Source organism: Gynuella sunshinyii YC6258 (assembly GCF_000940805.1).
Lineage (GTDB): Bacteria > Pseudomonadota > Gammaproteobacteria > Pseudomonadales > Natronospirillaceae > Gynuella > Gynuella sunshinyii.
The window spans coordinates 4,106,997-4,123,749 of the sequence record NZ_CP007142.1 but is presented as its reverse complement, the minus strand read 5'-3'; the positions used below and the strand labels follow the sequence as shown (position 1 = coordinate 4,123,749).

The window sequence follows — 16,753 nt, the reverse complement described above, 5'->3', positions numbered from 1 at the left end:
GCTATAGCGGCCTTTTTTAACGATGTGACATGATAAATCTAAACTTGGTTCGAAAAGAAAATATACAAACACTGTTGCTCGAAAACGCGATTGGAGTTGAAGAGTTGGCTAACTGTTTGGGAGTAGATGTTGGAATGATGTCCAGAAAACTTTCTGAAGAGCAGGGAAAGATATCGGACAAGTTGGCCAGGCAGATTGAGCAGACATTTTCAAAACCAGTATTCTGGTTAGATGCTGGAGCAGCAGATGACAGTATGCAGTTTGATTTGCTGGGCTGATATATGAACAACACAAATTTGGATATCAAGCTGGTGGTCTTTGATGTTGATGGTGTGCTAACAGATGGAAGTTTGTATTACTCTGAAAATGGAGAATGCATAAAGCGCTTTAACGTTAAAGATGGGGTTGGTTTGAAGCTACTGCAAGACAAAGGTATTGCTGTCGCTATTGTATCTGCCAAAGAATCTGAACCGCTAAGTCGTCGTATAAGCGATCTAGGTATTAAACATTTTTATCCTGGATCAAAGGACAAACTTGCGACTGTCCATGGAATAGCACAACAACTGAATATCTCCATGCATCAGGTGGCGATGGTCGGAGATGATATGGTGGATCTAAATGTGATGCGTGTATGTGGGCTTTCGATAGCGCCAGCTGATGCATACGTCAGAGTGAAATCTCAGGTGGATTGGATAACTGAGGCGAAAGGCGGAGAAGGAGTCGCTAGAGAGGTAGCCGACAGAATTCTGAGTTTATATTACGATCTTGACGAAATTTATCAGTTAACGACGACAGAATACTTTGAAAGAAAACGCTGATCGGCGTTTTCTTTCAAAGTGACAAATTGATAAAGCTTTATTACAAAGTGTCTAGATCTGGGAATGACTTAATCAGGTCATCAAGTTGTTTGAGCTGGTTTAGGAAAGGCTTTAATTGCTTCAACGGAATTGCAGATGGACCATCGCATTTGGCATGTTCCGGGTCAGGGTGAGCTTCAAGGAACAAGCCCGCTATTTTTTGCGCAATTCCGGCTCGGGCAAGTTCTGTTACCTGTTGGCGTCTTCCGCCTGCAGAATCACTACGTCCTCCCGGCCGTTGTAGTGAATGAGTAACATCGAAGATAACAGGGTAACTAAACTGTTTCATGATTCCAAAGCCCAGCATGTCCACTACCAGATTGTTGTAGCCAAAGCTGCTGCCGCGTTCACACAGAATCAATTGATCATTTCCGCCTTCTTCACATTTATGCAAAATATGGCGCATTTCCTCAGGCGCAAGAAATTGTGCCTTTTTAATGTTAATAACAGCTTTGGTGGCTGCCATGGCCTTTACCAGATCGGTTTGTCTGGATAAAAATGCGGGTAATTGAATGACATCAGCAACTTCTGCGACAGGAGCTGCCTGGTAGGGTTCGTGAATATCGGTAATTACGGGAACATTAAAAGTCTCTTTAACTTCCTGCAGTATTTTGAGTCCTTCTTCCAGGCCTGGACCCCGAAAAGAATTAATGGATGAGCGATTGGCTTTATCAAATGATGCCTTAAAGACGTAGGGGATACCAAGCTCCGTCGTAACTTCCACATAACTTTCTGCGCTTTTCAGAGCTAAATCTCTCGATTCAAGAACATTAATTCCACCAAACAAAACGAATGGTTTATCATTGCTTACTTCAATATTCTGAATTTTTATCGTCTTCTGTGTCATTAAAGGTGCCCTAAGTCCAGTGAAACCGCAATTCTCTCATGTTACTTCCGTTCCAACAATTTCTGGTTTTTAAATGCTGGCGGACGAAATCAAAGCTGAAATTCAGTCAAGTTATTCTGAGTTTTTGAGAAACAAGAGTCTCAGGCCTCGATATGGGCAGAAATTAATGATTGCCACTGTTGCCCGTGCTCTCTCCAGTATTGAGGTCAATGATAAGCAATTGCGCATCAATGAAGCCGGAATTGCAGTGGTTGAAGCAGGAACCGGCACTGGTAAGACGGTTGCCTACGTTCTGGCGTCGTTACCAATGGCGCGGGCGTTCAATAAAACTCTGGTGATATCGACCGCGACAATTACTCTACAAAATCAGATTATCGAAAAAGATCTGCCTGATATTCTGAAACATTCCGGACTGCAGTTCAGTTTTGGTCTCGCAAAAGGGAGAGGGCGGTATTTGTGTCTAACCAAGTTGGAGAATGCAATGCAGGCACAGGCCGGTGTGCTGGCCACTTTGCCATTGTTTGAAGACCGGTTAACGGAAGATCAAAAGGCTCAACAGCTAATGGAAAAGATGCTGCAACAATATGCCGTCATGGAATGGTCAGGGGATCGAGACGAATGGCCGGAAAGCATTGATGACAACCTTTGGCATCATTTGACCGCTACTCACAGAGAGTGCAGTAATCGCAGGTGTCCACAGTTTAAAAACTGTGCTTATTTTAAGGCTCGTCAGGCGATTGAAGATGTTGATATTGTTGTCGCAAACCACGACCTCGTGCTGGCTGATCTGGCGTTGGGCGGCGGCGCGGTTCTACCTGCACCTCAGGATTCAGTTTATGTATTTGATGAGGGGCATCACTTAGCAGATAAGGCACTGGGGCATTTTTCAGCTTCAACGGATATAAAAGGTTGTCTGCAATGGTTGGATCAGTGGCGCAAAACTATGCGTCGTATCGAAAAAGAGCTGGTGCAGGCCGAAAGTCTACGCAAAGTTTATGGACAGGCTGAGCAGTACATGTCAGAAGCTGAAGCTAGGTTAAAGGATTTATGGTTAGTAGTGGTTCAGATTGCCAGCTTTGCAGAGTTAAAATCCGGCCAGGATGATGTGCCGATCTATCGGTTTGTAGATGGTAAGATTCCGGATCATATTAAAGATCTCACCGCCGCCCTACAAATCATTTTCTCATCTCTTTTGGCTGGTTTTGAGCGTATCAACAAAGCTTTAAAAGATGGACTGGCTGGTGAAAATAATGAAATTAACAAGGAAGAAGCTGAGCGTTGGTTTTCCATTGTCGGAAATTATCACCAGCGCTGTGAAGCGCATTTTGCATTATTTCGTTCCTTTAGTATGGATGATGTCGAAGGGGCCGTACCTTATGCCCGTTGGTTGGAACAGCGCTTCGTTGGAAACCAGGAAGACGTTCGATTGCAGTCCTCACCGATACTCGCAAGCCGAACCCTGGAGCGTGAGTTATGGCAGCCTGCATTTGCGGCAATAGTAACTTCGGCAACACTGACAGCTGCAAATAAATTTGACCGTTTGCGAATGCAGTCAGGGCTACCGGATTGGGCCACTTATGAAAAAGTGCCTAGTCCTTTTCGATACGCGGAGGTGGCGAGGTTTGTGGTGCCAGCGAACTGTCCGGATGCCAGTCATCCTGCCAATCACACGCGGGCTATCGTGGAATTATTGCCAGAACTGATTCATCGCCAATCGGGTTCTTTAGTGCTGTTCTCGTCTCGCAGACAAATGAATGAGGTGGTCGAAAGGTTACCTGTTGATATGCTGGAGATTTGTCATATTCAAGATAAAGCTTCAAGATCCGAGTTGATTCGTCGGCATAAAGAAAGAATTGACGAAGATCGTCCATCCTGTTTGATTGGGCTGGCCAGTTTTGCAGAGGGTGTTGACCTTCCAGGTAAGTATCTGGAAACCGTTATTATTGCCAAGTTGCCTTTTGCCACACCTGACGACCCTATTGACGCGGCATTGGCCGAGTGGATTGAAAAGCGCGGTGGTAATCCTTTTATGCAAATCACTCTGCCTGATGCCTGTCTGAAGTTGGTCCAGGCTTCTGGTCGTTTGATCAGAACCGAGGCAGATAAGGGAGACATCTATCTGTTGGATAATCGTGTGCTGACAAAGCGATACGGCAAACTGCTGCTGGACTCACTGCCTCCGTTCAGATTGCAATTGAACTGATTTTTGATACGACGCCGATAATACCCCAGCTGCCATGACTGGCAGCTGGCATGTTTGAGCTTAACTGCGAAGCGTACCTTTGGGCAGTTGCATGGTGATGCAATGAAGACTGCCATATTGTTCAATCAGCACCTGACAATTTACGCCGACTATTTCATAGCCGGGGAATGCCTGCCGCATGACATCCAATGCCTGTTGGTCTTCTGGTTGCCCGTATATGGGGACCAGTACCTGATGGTTGGTAATCAGGAAGTTAGCATAGGTCGCAGGCAGCCGTTGTCCGTTTTCAGCGTGAATGGCTGAGGCCATGGGTAGCGGGAACAAGCGATAGGGTTGGTTGTCGGCGTCTTTGAGTTGTTTAAGCTCGTCTTCCATCCTGCGTAATGGTTCAAAATGTACATCTGCATGATCGAGACACTGAACATAGATTAACGAATTGTCAGGGCCGAAACGTGCAAGTGTATCTATATGTGCATCGGTATCGTCACCTTCCAGGTGACCATTCTCCAGCCAGATGATCTGCTTAAGGTCAAAGTGGTCGGTTAGCTGATGGGCTATTTGTTGTTTGCTGAGTGTTGGATTTCGGTTGGGATTCAATAGGCAGTTTGAAGTAGTCATCAGTGTTCCGTGACCATCATACTCAATGCTGCCGCCTTCCAAAACCAGGGCAACCTGTTCCAGGGCGGCCGCATATGCACCTTGTTCATTCAGATTACGATTGATCAGGTTGTCCTTATCGTAAGCATATTTGCCACCCCAGGCATTAAAGCTGAAGTCCAGTATTCTGAGTTGGTCATTTTTGCGAACTGTAATCGGACCATGATCGCGGGCCCAGACGTCATTCGTAGGAACACTTTTCAGCAGAATATTTTCCAGCTTCGTATTGTGTTCTTGCAATAGGTCCGTGATTTCCTCGATATCGAGACTGGGGTCACAGGAAATGAGTACCTTCTGGTATTGGCTAATGTGCTGACATAGCGTGGCGTAAAGTTTCCAGGCGGTTTTAAGCCATGGTTTCCAGGCGCTGTTGGGGTGTGGCCAGGATAATTGAATTGCATCCTGAGGAGCCCATTCAGGTAATAAGGACATACATTGTATCCAAAAAAATATAGTGGAGTTATTTAACGACTGTTTCGCTGTCTGGCTTGTTCCGCCAGTAGATGACGGGCCAGTCTTTGCCTGTCAGATTCAGGAATTTTAAAAAATTCCGCGTGAACGTAAAAGCCGCCATCAAGGCTCGGATTGCAGGCGACAACCGTCGCTTCCGCAAATAGTGAAAGATAGCTAGGGGTAAATATGATAGCAACGGCAATGGTTTCCTGTGCAGCAAATTGCATATCACCGCGAAAACCGATTCCGCCCTCGCTGATAACTATCTTTTGTGGTTCGATACCGGTTTGAGCGAGGTCTTTGATCAATAGGTACTTGGAGAGTACATCGATTTTTCGATTTTGGATGTCCAGCAGGTGTTTGACATGCTCATCATCGATCTTCTGATACGTTGTTAAGGCATCTTGCTCCAGTAGCCGAAGCTCTCCATGCAACTGCAGGAACTTAAATTCCGGGAAATACTCAGGAATACTCAACTGCTGTTCATTCCAGCGCCGGCCACATACAAATGCCATGTCATCTATTCTGAAAAACTCTCTACGCTCTTCCATCTGAATTGTCTCAGTCTGCCCGGCATGCTGCCGTTACCCTAAATATAATTGTTCCGGAATAATTGATTGATCCTAGACACAAGTGCCGTAGAGCGCAATCGTAATAGCGATAGACTCACGCGACTTATCTTGCCGCTGAATATCCAGGCTGTCCTGAAAATAACCGGTACACTAAATAAATCGTAACAAATGCTGGTATCTCATTGAAAAATAGTGGTATTTGGATTCTTATAGGGCACCCGTTTATTACAAAAGCTACGCATGATAAAAAATATTCCGCTATTGATTGGTCTGCGATATATCCGGGCCAAACGTCGCAATCATTTCATTTCTTTTATTTCTGCTGTTTCCATGATCGGTTTGGTTCTTGGGGTTATGGTTCTGATTATTGTTATGTCTGTAATGAATGGCTTTGATCGTGAAATGCAGACCCGTGTCCTGGGGATGGTGCCCCATGGGACAATTTCTCAAACGGGCGGTATGTCCGATTGGCGAAGTGTGATGGATAAAGTCGCCGCAGCCAAAGATGTAGAAGGTGTTTCTCCATATATTGAGACACAAGGTCTGCTTTCGTTCGAATCAAATACTCGTGGGATTCTCATTTATGGTATTGCACCTGAGACCCACCGTTCTGTCTCTATTGTTGGGAACCACTTTATAGACGGTAGTCTTGATGATCTGAAAGAAGGGGAATTCAACATTGTTCTGGGGGAGATTCTGGCCAGGATTTTAGGTGTTGGTGTGGGCGATAAAGTAACGCTGATGGTGCCTGAGGTTTCAGTCTCTATTGCTGGTTTAACGCCACGTTACAAGCGTTTTACTGTTTCCGGCATCTTCAAGGTTGGGGCAGAAATGGATTCCAGTCTGGCGCTGATTAATGTATTCGACGCTGCCAAGTTGCTTAAAATGGGTAATGCAGTTGATGGTATCCGTCTTAAGGTAGATGACTTGTTTAAGGCACGTGAGATCACTTGGAATATAGCGATGTCTTTGGGGGGCCGTTATCTGGTCAGTGATTGGACCAGAACTCAGGGTAATCTATACAAGGCCATTCAAATGGAAAAACGTATGATTGCTTTGTTGTTGGTGATGATCGTGGCAGTAGCTGCATTCAATATCGTGAGTTCGCTTGTCATGCTGGTTCAGGATAAACAGGGAGATATCGCAATTTTACGAACAATGGGAGCCAGTCAGCGTCAGGTCATGGGGGTGTTCATGGTTCAAGGAACTGCAATTGGCTTGATGGGGGTTGCCATTGGCGCAGTGCTAGGCATTATCGGAGCGTTATCTATTGCCGAAATCATTGCCGGCATTGAAAAGCTGTTCCATGTTAAGGTGCTTGATGGTTCCGTCTATTTTATCAGTTACTTTCCTTCCGAATTGCATTTAAGTGATGTTTTATGGATCACAGGTTTGTCTTTTCTGCTGAGCTTTGTAGCGACCATTTATCCGTCATTTCGGGCGGCCAGGGTATCGCCGGCGGAGGCACTGAGATATGAGTAACGAATTACAGGTCGTTTTGGAGTGCCGTAACCTCAGTAAAGAATACTCCGTTGGCCCTGAGCGTTTGAAGGTGCTTAATGGATTAAGCGTGGTGATTCGTCAGGGAGAATTGGTATCGGTTGTCGGAGCATCCGGCAGTGGGAAAACGACCCTACTGAATTTGCTTGCTGGGCTTGATCAGTCTTCGGATGGGGAGATATTCATTGCCGGTCATAGTCTTACTCGGATGGGGTCGCGCCAGCGAGACCAGTTGAGAAATCGTGACATGGGGTTTGTGTTTCAGTTCCATCATCTGTTACCTGAATTTACCGCTTTGGAGAATGTCATTCTGCCAGCATGGCTTGGTGGAAAACAAAGTGAAGAAACTTATGAGCGAGGAAAGCTATTATTGCAGCAGGTTGGTTTGGGACAGCGCTATCACCACAAACCATCGGAGCTGTCAGGTGGTGAACGTCAAAGGGTGGCTATCGCCCGTTCGCTGATCAATAGTCCTCGACTGGTACTGATGGATGAGCCTACCGGAAACCTGGATGAGGAAACTGCCGGCCAAATTCGTGAGTTAATTTTTGAACTGAATCAGCAGGTGGGAACCAGTTTTATCATCGTAACCCACAGTCGTGAATTGGCTCAGAAGACGCAAATTATGTATCGACTGAAAGATGGTCGTTTGGAGATAGTCGGCTAGTGTTTATGGCGTAGCTTGCGCTTTGCCCAACTCCTTCTGACATGCCAGTGCCAGAAGGCGTTTATAAATGCTGCGCCTAATATTCCTGAAATAATCCCGATAATTATTGAGCCTGTCAGTAATGGCCACCAGATTGCCTCCATTTGCTTCACCATCCATTCTACCGAAAGGTGAAATTTCTCCAGTTTAACAGGAGAGCGCAGGATCCAGTTTCCTAGCAGGTAGTTAAAGTAAAAGATGGGTGCCATGGTCAATGGATTGGTGATCCATACCAATGAGACAGAAATAGGTAGATTGGCGTTCAGCCAGATAGCAAACAGGCCTGCCACAATCATCTGTGAAGGTATCGGTAACATTGATACGAACAGACCAATAAAGAAAGCTTTCGCCACTGAGCGTCTGTTCAAGTGCCATAGTCCGGGCTCATGTAACATGTTTCCGAGAAACTTAAACGACTTGCTTTCCCTTATGGACTTTGAATTGGGAAACCAACGCTTTAGTATTCGCCTGGGCATACGTTACCTGAGAAAGTGAACGGAGTCGCGGAATTATCCATATACTGGCAAGGATTGCTACCGATGCTATACATACTTCTCTTTTGGACCAGTGGCATACTGCTTGGGCTGTTTACTGTTTCGTTTTACTGGTGGCTATCATTTCAGATTATTCTGTGCGGAATATTGATCTCTACCCAGTTTCTTAAGCAAAAAGACATATATTTACCTTCTTCGTTCTACATTTGTTTTTTTACGTTTTCTTTAGGTGTGCTCGTATCTTCAACGGCTGTGCAGGCTGGTCTGCGGGAGAGAGTTCCTGCTTCTGAGGCGGGCCAGTCAATTCAGCTGCAGATCAGGGTGACAGCATTTCCCAGAAAATATGATTACTATCAGTCTGTCACTGGCAAGACACTGAATCTCAAATATTCGAAAACGCTGGTGTTTTACTGGAATGACAGCGATATCAAATTGCTACCTGGCCAACGCTGGGCCGTCACATGCATGATAAAGCCACCTGTGAGTACATTGAGTCCGGGAGCTCAGGATTATAGGCATGTTTCGTTTATCAATCATATCGATGGCCAGTGCTCTATAAAAGATGCCCGGCAGATCTCAACGGTTACTGGCACATGGGAACGTTTGAGAGTACTGGTTCATGAGCGGATCTACTCTATGGAACTGGCAGAACCTGTCAGGGCATTTGCCCTAGCCATACTGACCGGCGATAAAGTCATGTTTAGCCCAGCTCAACGGGTGTTATTTCGAAATAGCCAGACTCAGCACCTGGTGGTTGTGTCTGGACTGCACCTGTCCATGATATTTGGCATGATATACCTGATATCCGGGTGGGTACTAAATGGAATCGGTCTGGTGGTTCGCTTTCCTATGCTCAAGTTTCGCCTGTTGTTGGCACTTGGCTCAGCATTTGTGTACGCCGGCATTTGTGGGTTCCCAGTGCCTACCCAGCGAGCATTGATTATGATGGTGATTCCAGCCTTATTTTTTATCTTCAACCGATCCCAATCCTGGGGACTGGCTCTGGGAGGTGCATGGATCGTTGTTACAGCGATAGATCCGCTGGCAATTCTTCAGCCGGGCACCTGGCTTTCCTTTCTTGCGGTAACCGTATTGTTCTGCGGTTTGGGGTTTAATCATTTTCTGGGTGGGCATTGGCATGCTCGAATAATGAGCTTTTGTACGCCTCAGTTGTTGGTGTTTTTAGGACTTAGCCCCTTGGTAATGATCATCAGTCATAGCTATAACCCTTTTTCTGTATTGGTTAACTTAGTGGCCATCCCACTGGTCAGTTTCATATTGTTGCCGCTTGGTTTTTTAATGCTGCTGGTTTCTTCATGGGAGCCAGTTTTTCTATATCACTTGTTCAGTTGGGGTTACACCGCTTTGCAATGGGTGATGCAAGTAGGGGCCGTTGGTGTTTTCTCCTTTACTCCCAGTATTGTCCAGTTGTTTTGTATGTCCGGAATGGCTGTGTGGCTGGCTGGCGCGAAGCAGCTGCCTGGTGGTGGTCTGCTGCTGTGTGTATGTCTTGTGGGAATGCTTGTATTTCAACGTCAACCCGATTATCCGCAGCATTTGCAAGTTACCATGCTTGATGTGGGGCAGGGACAGAGTATTTGGGTGCAGAGAGGGATTGAAGGAGTTTTGATCGATACCGGACCCGGAGTGTCTGGGGGGACAGGTGCCTACGGCAGGGTTGTATATCCATTTCTTCAAAGTATCGATATGACGGCGCCTACTTCAGTGGTTTTCTCTCATGATGACTCTGACCATACCTCGGGCCTGCACATGGCAACAGAAACGTTGCAGAGTCTATACTGGATGACCGGTGAGCCTGATGCCATTCCATTCCGGGGCTGTCGGCGCGGTCAGACTATTGTTGGCCAGCAACTGACGATATCTATGTTGCATCCTGATGATCAGTTTAAATATGTTGGCAACAATGCTTCATGTATCGTAAAAATAGATACTCCGGACGGATGTGTGTTAATTCCAGGTGATGCAGGTAAAGACGTGGAGTTCAGGTTGGTCGGGCTGCAGAGAGAAGCTCTAAGGTGCGATGTTCTGGTTGCAGGTCATCATGGCAGTCGTTCCTCAACATCGCGACAATGGCTTGAGGCCATTTCACCACAGCTGGTGTTGATCAGTGCTGGCGCATTTAATCATTTTGGTCACCCACACCAACAGACTCTCGACAATATTGAAGCTGAGCATATTCCCTGGCTGTCAACCCGTGAACTGAGTTCTGTGCAGATAACCTTGAATGATCATCGGCTCAGTTATAAGCCTCTAAAGCAGCCTTTCTTCCCATGGCAGGGCTATATCAATGAAATCAAATAGTTAGGTGTTATAAATTATGAACTCTGCATTGGATTTTTTTTACCTCACTGTTAAAGTAACCGCCGCTTTAGAGGAGTAGACCCGTGTTCGAGATCATCAAATCTGGTGGCATTCTGATGGCGCCAATTTTACTGTGTTCAGTCATCGCTTTTGCGATAATTGTTGAGCGTTATTGGGCATTAAGAAAAAGTAAAGTCTCGCCCAAAGATCAGCTACCCCAAGTCTGGGCAATCATCAAACAGAATAAGATGGATGGTAACCGTCTTAAGGAGCTCAGAGCCTCCAGTTACCTCGGACAAATACTGGCAGCCGGATTGGCGAACTCCAAGCTGGGCAGAGATGCGATGAAAGATAGCATTGAAGAGGCCGCCAGCCACGTGGCACATGATATGGAGCGGTTTTTATCCACACTCGGGACCATTGCTATGATCGCGCCGCTGGTGGGATTGCTGGGAACAGTATTTGGCATGATCGAAGTTTTTTCTGCCATTATGGTGCAGGGAACCGGTAATGCAGGAGTTCTGGCGGGTGGTATTTCCAAAGCACTGATCACAACGGCAGCTGGACTCTCAGTGGCGATTCCTGCGGTCATATTTCATCGAGCGTTGTTGCGTCGGGTGGATGAATTGTTAGTCACCATGGAGCAGGAATGTATTAAGCTGGTGGATGTGTTGCACGGTGATCGGGCTGTCGCAAATAGCAAAGGTGAGAAGAAGTGAATTTTCGCCGGCAACGTACAGAAAGCGTTGATATCAATTTAACGCCATTGATTGATGTGGTGTTCCTGTTGCTGATCTTCTTTATGGTCAGCACGACGTTTACAAAAGAGACCCATCTGGATGTTGATTTGCCAACTTCCAGTTCCACGTTGCAGAGTATTGATAAAAACCAGGTAGAGATTGTGATTAACGCTACTGGTGGTTTTATGATCAATGGTCATGCTCTGGTGAAGTCGGACTTCGATACCATCAAGCAGGCGCTTGGGAAAGAAGTGGAAGGGCTGGACAACCCTCCGGTCATTATTGTGGCTGATGCCCAGACTCCTCACCAGTCGGTCATCTATGCCATGGATGCTGCCGGACAGTTGGGGCTTGTGAAAATCCGAATGGCAACCAAAATAGATAAAAACGATCAAAACTGATCTATTAAATGGAATGAGGCCAGATGCTGGTTAAACATTGGTACCGAAACCGATTAACCTGGCTGACTTTCCTGCTGCTTCCGCTGGAGGTCTTATATAAGCTGATCAGCCAGCGGAAATCTCACAAAGACAAACTAAAATCCCGCGTATTTCGTTGTCCACTGGTTGTAGTCGGTAATATCACCGTTGGTGGAACTGGAAAAACGCCATTTATCATTTATCTCTCCCATCTTCTATCGCAACATCAATACCGGGTTGGCATTGTCTCCCGAGGGTATGGTGGTCGTGGTGCCCGATATCCCCTGATGGTTACCGCCGAAACTGATGTTGAGCAGTGTGGTGACGAACCTAAACTGATTGCCAATGCTACCGGTGTCCCGGTATGTGTCAGCCCGAATAGAAATGAAGCGGTCGATGCGCTGCTACAACAGCATGAACTGGATATTGTGCTCAGTGATGATGGTCTTCAGCATTATAAGATGCACCGAGATTATGAAATTGTATTGCTGGATGCGCAGCGTGGCTGGGGAAATGGTCATCGTATTCCATCTGGTCCACTACGGGAAAGCATCAGACGTCTGGATCAGGTCAATCAGGTATATATCAAGCAGGCGGGAGCTGCCAAGCGCAAGGAACTGGATTGTTTTCCTTCCTTTCGTTTAGTTGAATCGCAGTTGCTGTCGGTGACAGGATGCCAGGCCAGACCAGACAGCCAGCAAGTTATCCATGCCGTGGCGGGGATTGCTCATCCAGAGCCTTTTTTTGAAGCCTTGGAACAGTTGGGATATCGTATCATTCGCCATGTTTTTGCCGATCATCATCATTTCACACTTGAGGATTTTGCCAAGTTTAGGGATAGTTTGATCATAATGACCGAAAAAGACTGGGTAAAATGCTGTAACCTGAGTCTTAGGCGTGTTTGGGTGGTAAGAATTTCAGTCAAGCTCGATAGTGTACAAGAACAACACCTGCTAACCGATATGCGTCAGCTTATTGTGACTTCCAGAACTGAGAATAATGCATGAATTTTACCGTTATTATCCCTGCCCGTTATGGCAGTAGCCGGTTTCCGGGGAAACCGTTGGAAATGATTGGTGATAAGGCAATGATCTGCCATGTCATTGACCGGGCTCGTGAAAGCCTGGCCGGTCGAATAGTTGTCGCCACAGATGATGAACGAATCGCCAGTGTTGTAAAAGCTTATGACGCTGAAGTGATGTTAACATCCCGCGATCACCCTAGTGGGACAGACCGTTTAAATGAGGTAGCAGTCAGGATGAATATGTCGGCGGATGACATTATTGTAAACGTACAAGGCGATGAGCCTTTGATTGCGCCGGAAAATATTAATCAGGTTGCCTTAAACCTCTTTGATCATCCTGACTGTGCTGTCGCCACGCTGTGTGAACCTATTAATCACGTTAATGAGTTTTTCAGCTCAAATATTGTCAAAGTGATACCGGATATCAATAACCGGGCGCTCTATTTCAGTCGTGCCCCGATACCCTGGGACCGAGACCATTTTTCTGCAGGTAGGCCTGATACGCTACCGCAGGACATCCAGGCATTGAGGCATTTGGGTATTTATGCTTATCGAGTGTCGGCGCTTAAGGAATTTGTAGTATGGCCAATGTCGAATCTGGAAAATATCGAAAAACTTGAGCAGTTACGGTTTCTGGAAAATGGCCGTCATATCCATGTCGAAGTCGCATCAAAGCCAGGTGCTCCCGGAGTGGATACCCTGGAAGACTTAAACAAAGTCCGTTACATACTGGAAACAAATCATGGTAACTAGAGTACTTTTCATTTGTCTGGGAAATATCTGTCGGTCACCCATTGCTGAAGGGGTTTTCAGAGCGTTGATTCAAGAACGCGGTATTGATGATCAATTCGTTGTTGATTCTGCAGGTACTGCTGGGTATCACGTCGGAGAAGGTCCGGATGAGCGTGCTGTTCGGGCATTGAAAGGGCGAAAAGTTGATATTTCTGATCTCCGGGCACGTCAGTTGCAGAGTAGTGATTTTGACGAGTTTGATTACATACTCGTTGCTGATCGGCAGAACCTGAAGGACGTTCAGACTTTGGCTGGCGATAACTGTCATGCTGAAGTCAGATTGTTTTTGAGTTATGACCCGGAATCCAAAGTGGACGAAATTCCGGACCCGTATTATGGTGGATCTGAAGGTTTTGAAACGGTCATTGATTTATGTAAGGCGGCCTCAGAGAAATTTCTTCAGCATATTCAAAATCCTGCCAAGTAATTGTTCATGATTGATGTTGTCGAAAATCACTCCCTGCAGTCACTGAATACACTGGCTATGCCTTCTATTGCAAGGCACTTTGTGGCTGTTCATAGCGAGATATCATTGCTTGAAGCGATTCATTTGGCAGACCAGCATCAATGGAGGCTGTATGTTCTTGGGGGGGGCAGTAATGTTCTTGCTCAGGAAATAATCGAAGGATTGGTGATCAAAAATGAAATTCAAGGAATACAGCTTCTGTCCGACAATGATGATTATGTTATTGTTGAAGTTGGTGCAGGTGAGAATTGGCATGAAACCGTTCAGTTATGTATTAGACAAGGTTGGTACGGACTCGAAAACCTGAGCCTTATTCCAGGAACTGTGGGAGCGGCGCCAATTCAAAATATAGGCGCCTATGGAGTGGAGGTCAGGGAGTTTATTGAATCTGTCCGGGCATATGATTGTGTTGACCGGGTTTGGCGCGACTTTAACAATAAAGCGTGTGAATTTGATTACCGTGACAGTCTCTTTAAACGTTCAAAAAATCGCTTTATTGTGACTGCTATTCGACTCAGGTTGAATAAAACATTTCATGCAAAGTTGTCCTATGGAGCATTGCAGCATTTGGAGCCAAGCACAATCACGGCCCAGCAGTTGAGTGAAGAAATTTGTCGCATACGTCTGACTAAACTACCTGATCCTAAAGATTTGCCCAATGCCGGCAGCTTTTTTAAAAACCCTGTTGTAACGATGTCGCACTATCACGAGCTGGTGCGTAAATATCCGAATATTGTCGCTTTTGATGCAGGTGATCAGCGCAAGAAACTGGCGGCTGGGTGGTTGATTGAGAATGCCGGTTTGAAAGGTTATCGCGATCCAGTCTGGGGTGTGGGCACACATGTCGAGCAGGCTTTGGTATTGGTCAATCCTCAGTGTCGAAGCTTGGTTGCGGTTATGTCCATCGTGGAAATAATACGACAGGCTGTCAAAGAAAACTATGGGATTGAGCTGGAAATTGAGCCGCAAATTTTGGGCGATCAAGTGAAATCCGTATATTCTGTAGCATAACACTGCAGCTATAATTTCGATTCATTTTAAACTGCTTTTTGTGCGCTCAAATGCTAAGTGACGCATAGTATTTTAGTGGAACAGGAGAGGGCATAAATGGTGTCTCTTATGCCCTAAAAAGTCTAAGTTATAGCTGTTTTATATGAAGTCCACATTCTTTGATTGTTGCTTCTTCCCACCACCAACGGCCTTCACGTTCATGTTGATTTGGTAATACTGGACGAGTGCAAGGCTGGCAGCCAATAGAAATAAAGCCGCGTTCATGGAGTGCGTTATATGGCACATCAAACATCCGGATGTATTCCCAAACCTGTTTAGAACTCCAGTTCGCCAGCGGATTAAATTTCACCAATGGTTTTTCTTCTGTTCCAAAAGCTTCGTCTAGCTCAATAACATCAACATGGCTTCGGGTGCTTGGGCTTTGATCTCTTCGTTGTCCGGTGATCCAGCCATCTAGTTGAACCAGTTTTTTTCTTAGAGGTTCAATTTTTCGGATACCACAGCACTCTTTATGGCCATCTTCAAAGAAACTGAACAGACCTTTTTGTTTGACAAAAGCCTGGAGTTTTTCAGCGTCGGGGGACAGTATCTCCAGATCAATATCGTAATGTTGTCTGACTTTTTCGATGAACTCATAGGTTTCGAAGTGCAGGCGACCTGTATCCAATGTGAAAACCTGCAGACGTTTATTGAGTTTTTTGGCGGCTCTTTGTGCCAGATCTATCAACACAACATCCTCTGCGCCACTAAAAGATATGGCGATTTTATCGACCTCTGCCAGAGCGTAATGCAGTATTTCCCGGGGATCTGCATCCTTCAACGCTTCAGACTGCTCGGCAATGTGCTCATGGGTAGTCTTCATAGTAAATGTGGGTTCCTCAAAATACCGAAATAAGCTTAATGTAATAAAAATAAAATTTAAAATAACAAACTCGAATAGAAATATAACTCAGAAGGGGTTGATTATTGGCATTGTTCCACGTGAAGCACACTTTTCAACCAGCTCTGGTATTTTCTCGATGGAATCAGTAAATTTGCGCCTCCAAATCAGTTATTCAATGGGAGTGTTTTTGTGGAACTAGCTTGTCTCGACCTCGAAGGTGTTCTGGTACCAGAGATATGGATTAAATTTGCTGAGAAAACTGGTATTGAAGAATTAAAAGCAACAACCCGTGATATTCCTGATTATGACGTGTTAATGAAGCAGCGTTTACAAATTCTGGATCAGCACAAGCTAGGACTTCGTGAGATCCAGGAGGTTATTGCTGGGCTTGAACCGCTGGAAGGTGCCAAAGACTTTGTGAGCTGGCTGCGTGAACGCTTTCAGGTAGTGATTTTATCGGACACTTTTTATGAGTTTGCCATGCCTCTGATGAAGCAGCTGGGTTATCCCACGTTGCTTTGCCATAAATTGGCGGTAGAACCCTCAGGCCGCGTGACTGACTATATCTTGCGTCAACCCGATCCGAAACGTCAGTCTATTAAAGCGTTCCATGGCTTAAATTTCCGCTGTATCGCAGCGGGTGATTCCTATAATGATACAACGATGTTGTCTGAGGCAGATGCCGGTATCCTGTTCCACGCCCCTCAGAATGTTATCAATGAGTTTCCCCAGTTTCCGGCAGTTCATACCTATGAAGACCTTAAGGCTGAATTTGTGAAGGCCAGTCTTCGGGACCTGAGTATTTAA

Annotated in this window: 18 protein-coding genes; 13 read left to right on the top strand and 5 right to left on the bottom strand. The window is 45.8% G+C overall.

Annotated features, from left to right (window positions below):
• The first annotated feature begins 29 nt into the window (after window positions 1-29).
• Both YC6258_RS17060 and YC6258_RS17055 read left to right on the top strand, forming a co-directional pair.
• Window positions 30-278 carry a hypothetical protein gene (locus YC6258_RS17060; RefSeq protein WP_044618009.1) on the top strand — a complete coding sequence of 83 codons (249 nt, stop codon included), beginning with the start codon at window positions 30-32 and terminating at the stop codon, window positions 276-278.
• Window positions 279-281: 3 nt separating this feature from the next.
• Complete coding sequence (locus YC6258_RS17055) at window positions 282-818, top strand: KdsC family phosphatase (RefSeq protein ID WP_044618008.1); 537 nt, start codon at window positions 282-284, stop codon at window positions 816-818.
• Between the two features lie 40 nt (window positions 819-858).
• Here YC6258_RS17055 and kdsA read toward each other — a convergent pair whose 3' ends face one another.
• Window positions 859-1,704, bottom strand: coding sequence for a 3-deoxy-8-phosphooctulonate synthase (gene kdsA, locus YC6258_RS17050; protein WP_044618007.1), 846 nt, complete (start codon window positions 1,702-1,704; stop codon window positions 859-861).
• A gap of 73 nt (window positions 1,705-1,777) precedes the next feature.
• Here kdsA and dinG point away from each other — a divergent pair, with 73 nt between their 5' ends.
• A complete protein-coding gene (dinG, locus tag YC6258_RS17045; protein WP_044618006.1) occupies window positions 1,778-3,907 on the top strand; it encodes an ATP-dependent DNA helicase DinG in 2,130 nt (709 codons plus the stop codon).
• 60 nt (window positions 3,908-3,967) lie between these two features.
• Here dinG and YC6258_RS17040 read toward each other — a convergent pair whose 3' ends face one another.
• Window positions 3,968-4,996: an agmatine deiminase family protein gene (locus YC6258_RS17040; protein WP_044618005.1), complete on the bottom strand. Its 1,029-nt coding sequence runs from the start codon at window positions 4,994-4,996 to the stop codon at window positions 3,968-3,970.
• A 32-nt stretch (window positions 4,997-5,028) separates the two neighbouring features.
• Window positions 5,029-5,568, bottom strand: coding sequence for a PilZ domain-containing protein (locus YC6258_RS17035; protein ID WP_082070767.1), 540 nt, complete (start codon window positions 5,566-5,568; stop codon window positions 5,029-5,031).
• A gap of 261 nt (window positions 5,569-5,829) precedes the next feature.
• Here YC6258_RS17035 and YC6258_RS17030 point away from each other — a divergent pair, with 261 nt between their 5' ends.
• Window positions 5,830-7,071 carry a lipoprotein-releasing ABC transporter permease subunit gene (locus tag YC6258_RS17030; protein ID WP_044618003.1) on the top strand — a complete coding sequence of 414 codons (1,242 nt, stop codon included), beginning with the start codon at window positions 5,830-5,832 and terminating at the stop codon, window positions 7,069-7,071.
• Complete coding sequence (locus YC6258_RS17025; protein ID WP_044618002.1) at window positions 7,064-7,756, top strand: ABC transporter ATP-binding protein; 693 nt, start codon at window positions 7,064-7,066, stop codon at window positions 7,754-7,756. Before YC6258_RS17030 ends, YC6258_RS17025 begins: the two co-directional genes overlap by 8 nt.
• Here the strand turns inward: YC6258_RS17025 and YC6258_RS17020 are convergent.
• Window positions 7,753-8,271 (bottom strand): DUF2062 domain-containing protein, encoded by a 519-nt coding sequence (locus tag YC6258_RS17020; RefSeq protein WP_044618001.1) that lies wholly within the window; start codon window positions 8,269-8,271, stop codon window positions 7,753-7,755. The two genes, YC6258_RS17025 and YC6258_RS17020, sit on opposite strands and share 4 nt — an antisense overlap.
• A gap of 63 nt (window positions 8,272-8,334) precedes the next feature.
• On the opposite strand from YC6258_RS17020, the gene YC6258_RS17015 reads away from it, so the two are divergent.
• The 7 genes from YC6258_RS17015 (at window position 8,335) to murB (ending at window position 15,063) form a co-directional block, all read left to right on the top strand.
• Entirely contained in the window at window positions 8,335-10,611 is a 2,277-nt protein-coding gene (locus YC6258_RS17015; RefSeq protein ID WP_044618000.1) for a DNA internalization-related competence protein ComEC/Rec2, read from the top strand.
• Window positions 10,612-10,694: 83 nt separating this feature from the next.
• Entirely contained in the window at window positions 10,695-11,330 is a 636-nt protein-coding gene (locus YC6258_RS17010) for a MotA/TolQ/ExbB proton channel family protein (protein ID WP_044617999.1), read from the top strand.
• Complete coding sequence (locus tag YC6258_RS17005) at window positions 11,327-11,752, top strand: ExbD/TolR family protein (protein ID WP_044617998.1); 426 nt, start codon at window positions 11,327-11,329, stop codon at window positions 11,750-11,752. Before YC6258_RS17010 ends, YC6258_RS17005 begins: the two co-directional genes overlap by 4 nt.
• Window positions 11,753-11,775: 23 nt before the next feature.
• Window positions 11,776-12,777 (top strand): tetraacyldisaccharide 4'-kinase, encoded by a 1,002-nt coding sequence (gene lpxK / locus YC6258_RS17000; RefSeq protein WP_044617997.1) that lies wholly within the window; start codon window positions 11,776-11,778, stop codon window positions 12,775-12,777.
• Window positions 12,774-13,547: a 3-deoxy-manno-octulosonate cytidylyltransferase gene (gene kdsB / locus YC6258_RS16995; protein WP_044617996.1), complete on the top strand. Its 774-nt coding sequence runs from the start codon at window positions 12,774-12,776 to the stop codon at window positions 13,545-13,547. The genes lpxK and kdsB overlap by 4 nt, the downstream gene beginning before the upstream one ends.
• Window positions 13,537-14,013, top strand: a complete 477-nt coding sequence (locus YC6258_RS16990; RefSeq protein WP_044617995.1) for a low molecular weight protein-tyrosine-phosphatase — start codon at window positions 13,537-13,539, stop codon at window positions 14,011-14,013. Before kdsB ends, YC6258_RS16990 begins: the two co-directional genes overlap by 11 nt.
• Before the next feature lie 6 nt (window positions 14,014-14,019).
• Window positions 14,020-15,063 carry a UDP-N-acetylmuramate dehydrogenase gene (gene murB, locus YC6258_RS16985; protein ID WP_044617994.1) on the top strand — a complete coding sequence of 348 codons (1,044 nt, stop codon included), beginning with the start codon at window positions 14,020-14,022 and terminating at the stop codon, window positions 15,061-15,063.
• Between the two features lie 127 nt (window positions 15,064-15,190).
• Here the strand turns inward: murB and YC6258_RS16980 are convergent, their stop codons facing one another.
• On the bottom strand, window positions 15,191-15,925 hold the full coding sequence (locus tag YC6258_RS16980) for a phosphoadenylyl-sulfate reductase (RefSeq protein ID WP_044617993.1): 735 nt from the start codon (window positions 15,923-15,925) through the stop codon (window positions 15,191-15,193).
• A 210-nt stretch (window positions 15,926-16,135) separates the two neighbouring features.
• Between YC6258_RS16980 and thrH the strand changes: the two genes are divergently transcribed.
• Window positions 16,136-16,753 carry a bifunctional phosphoserine phosphatase/homoserine phosphotransferase ThrH gene (gene thrH / locus YC6258_RS16975; RefSeq protein ID WP_044617992.1) on the top strand — a complete coding sequence of 206 codons (618 nt, stop codon included), beginning with the start codon at window positions 16,136-16,138 and terminating at the stop codon, window positions 16,751-16,753.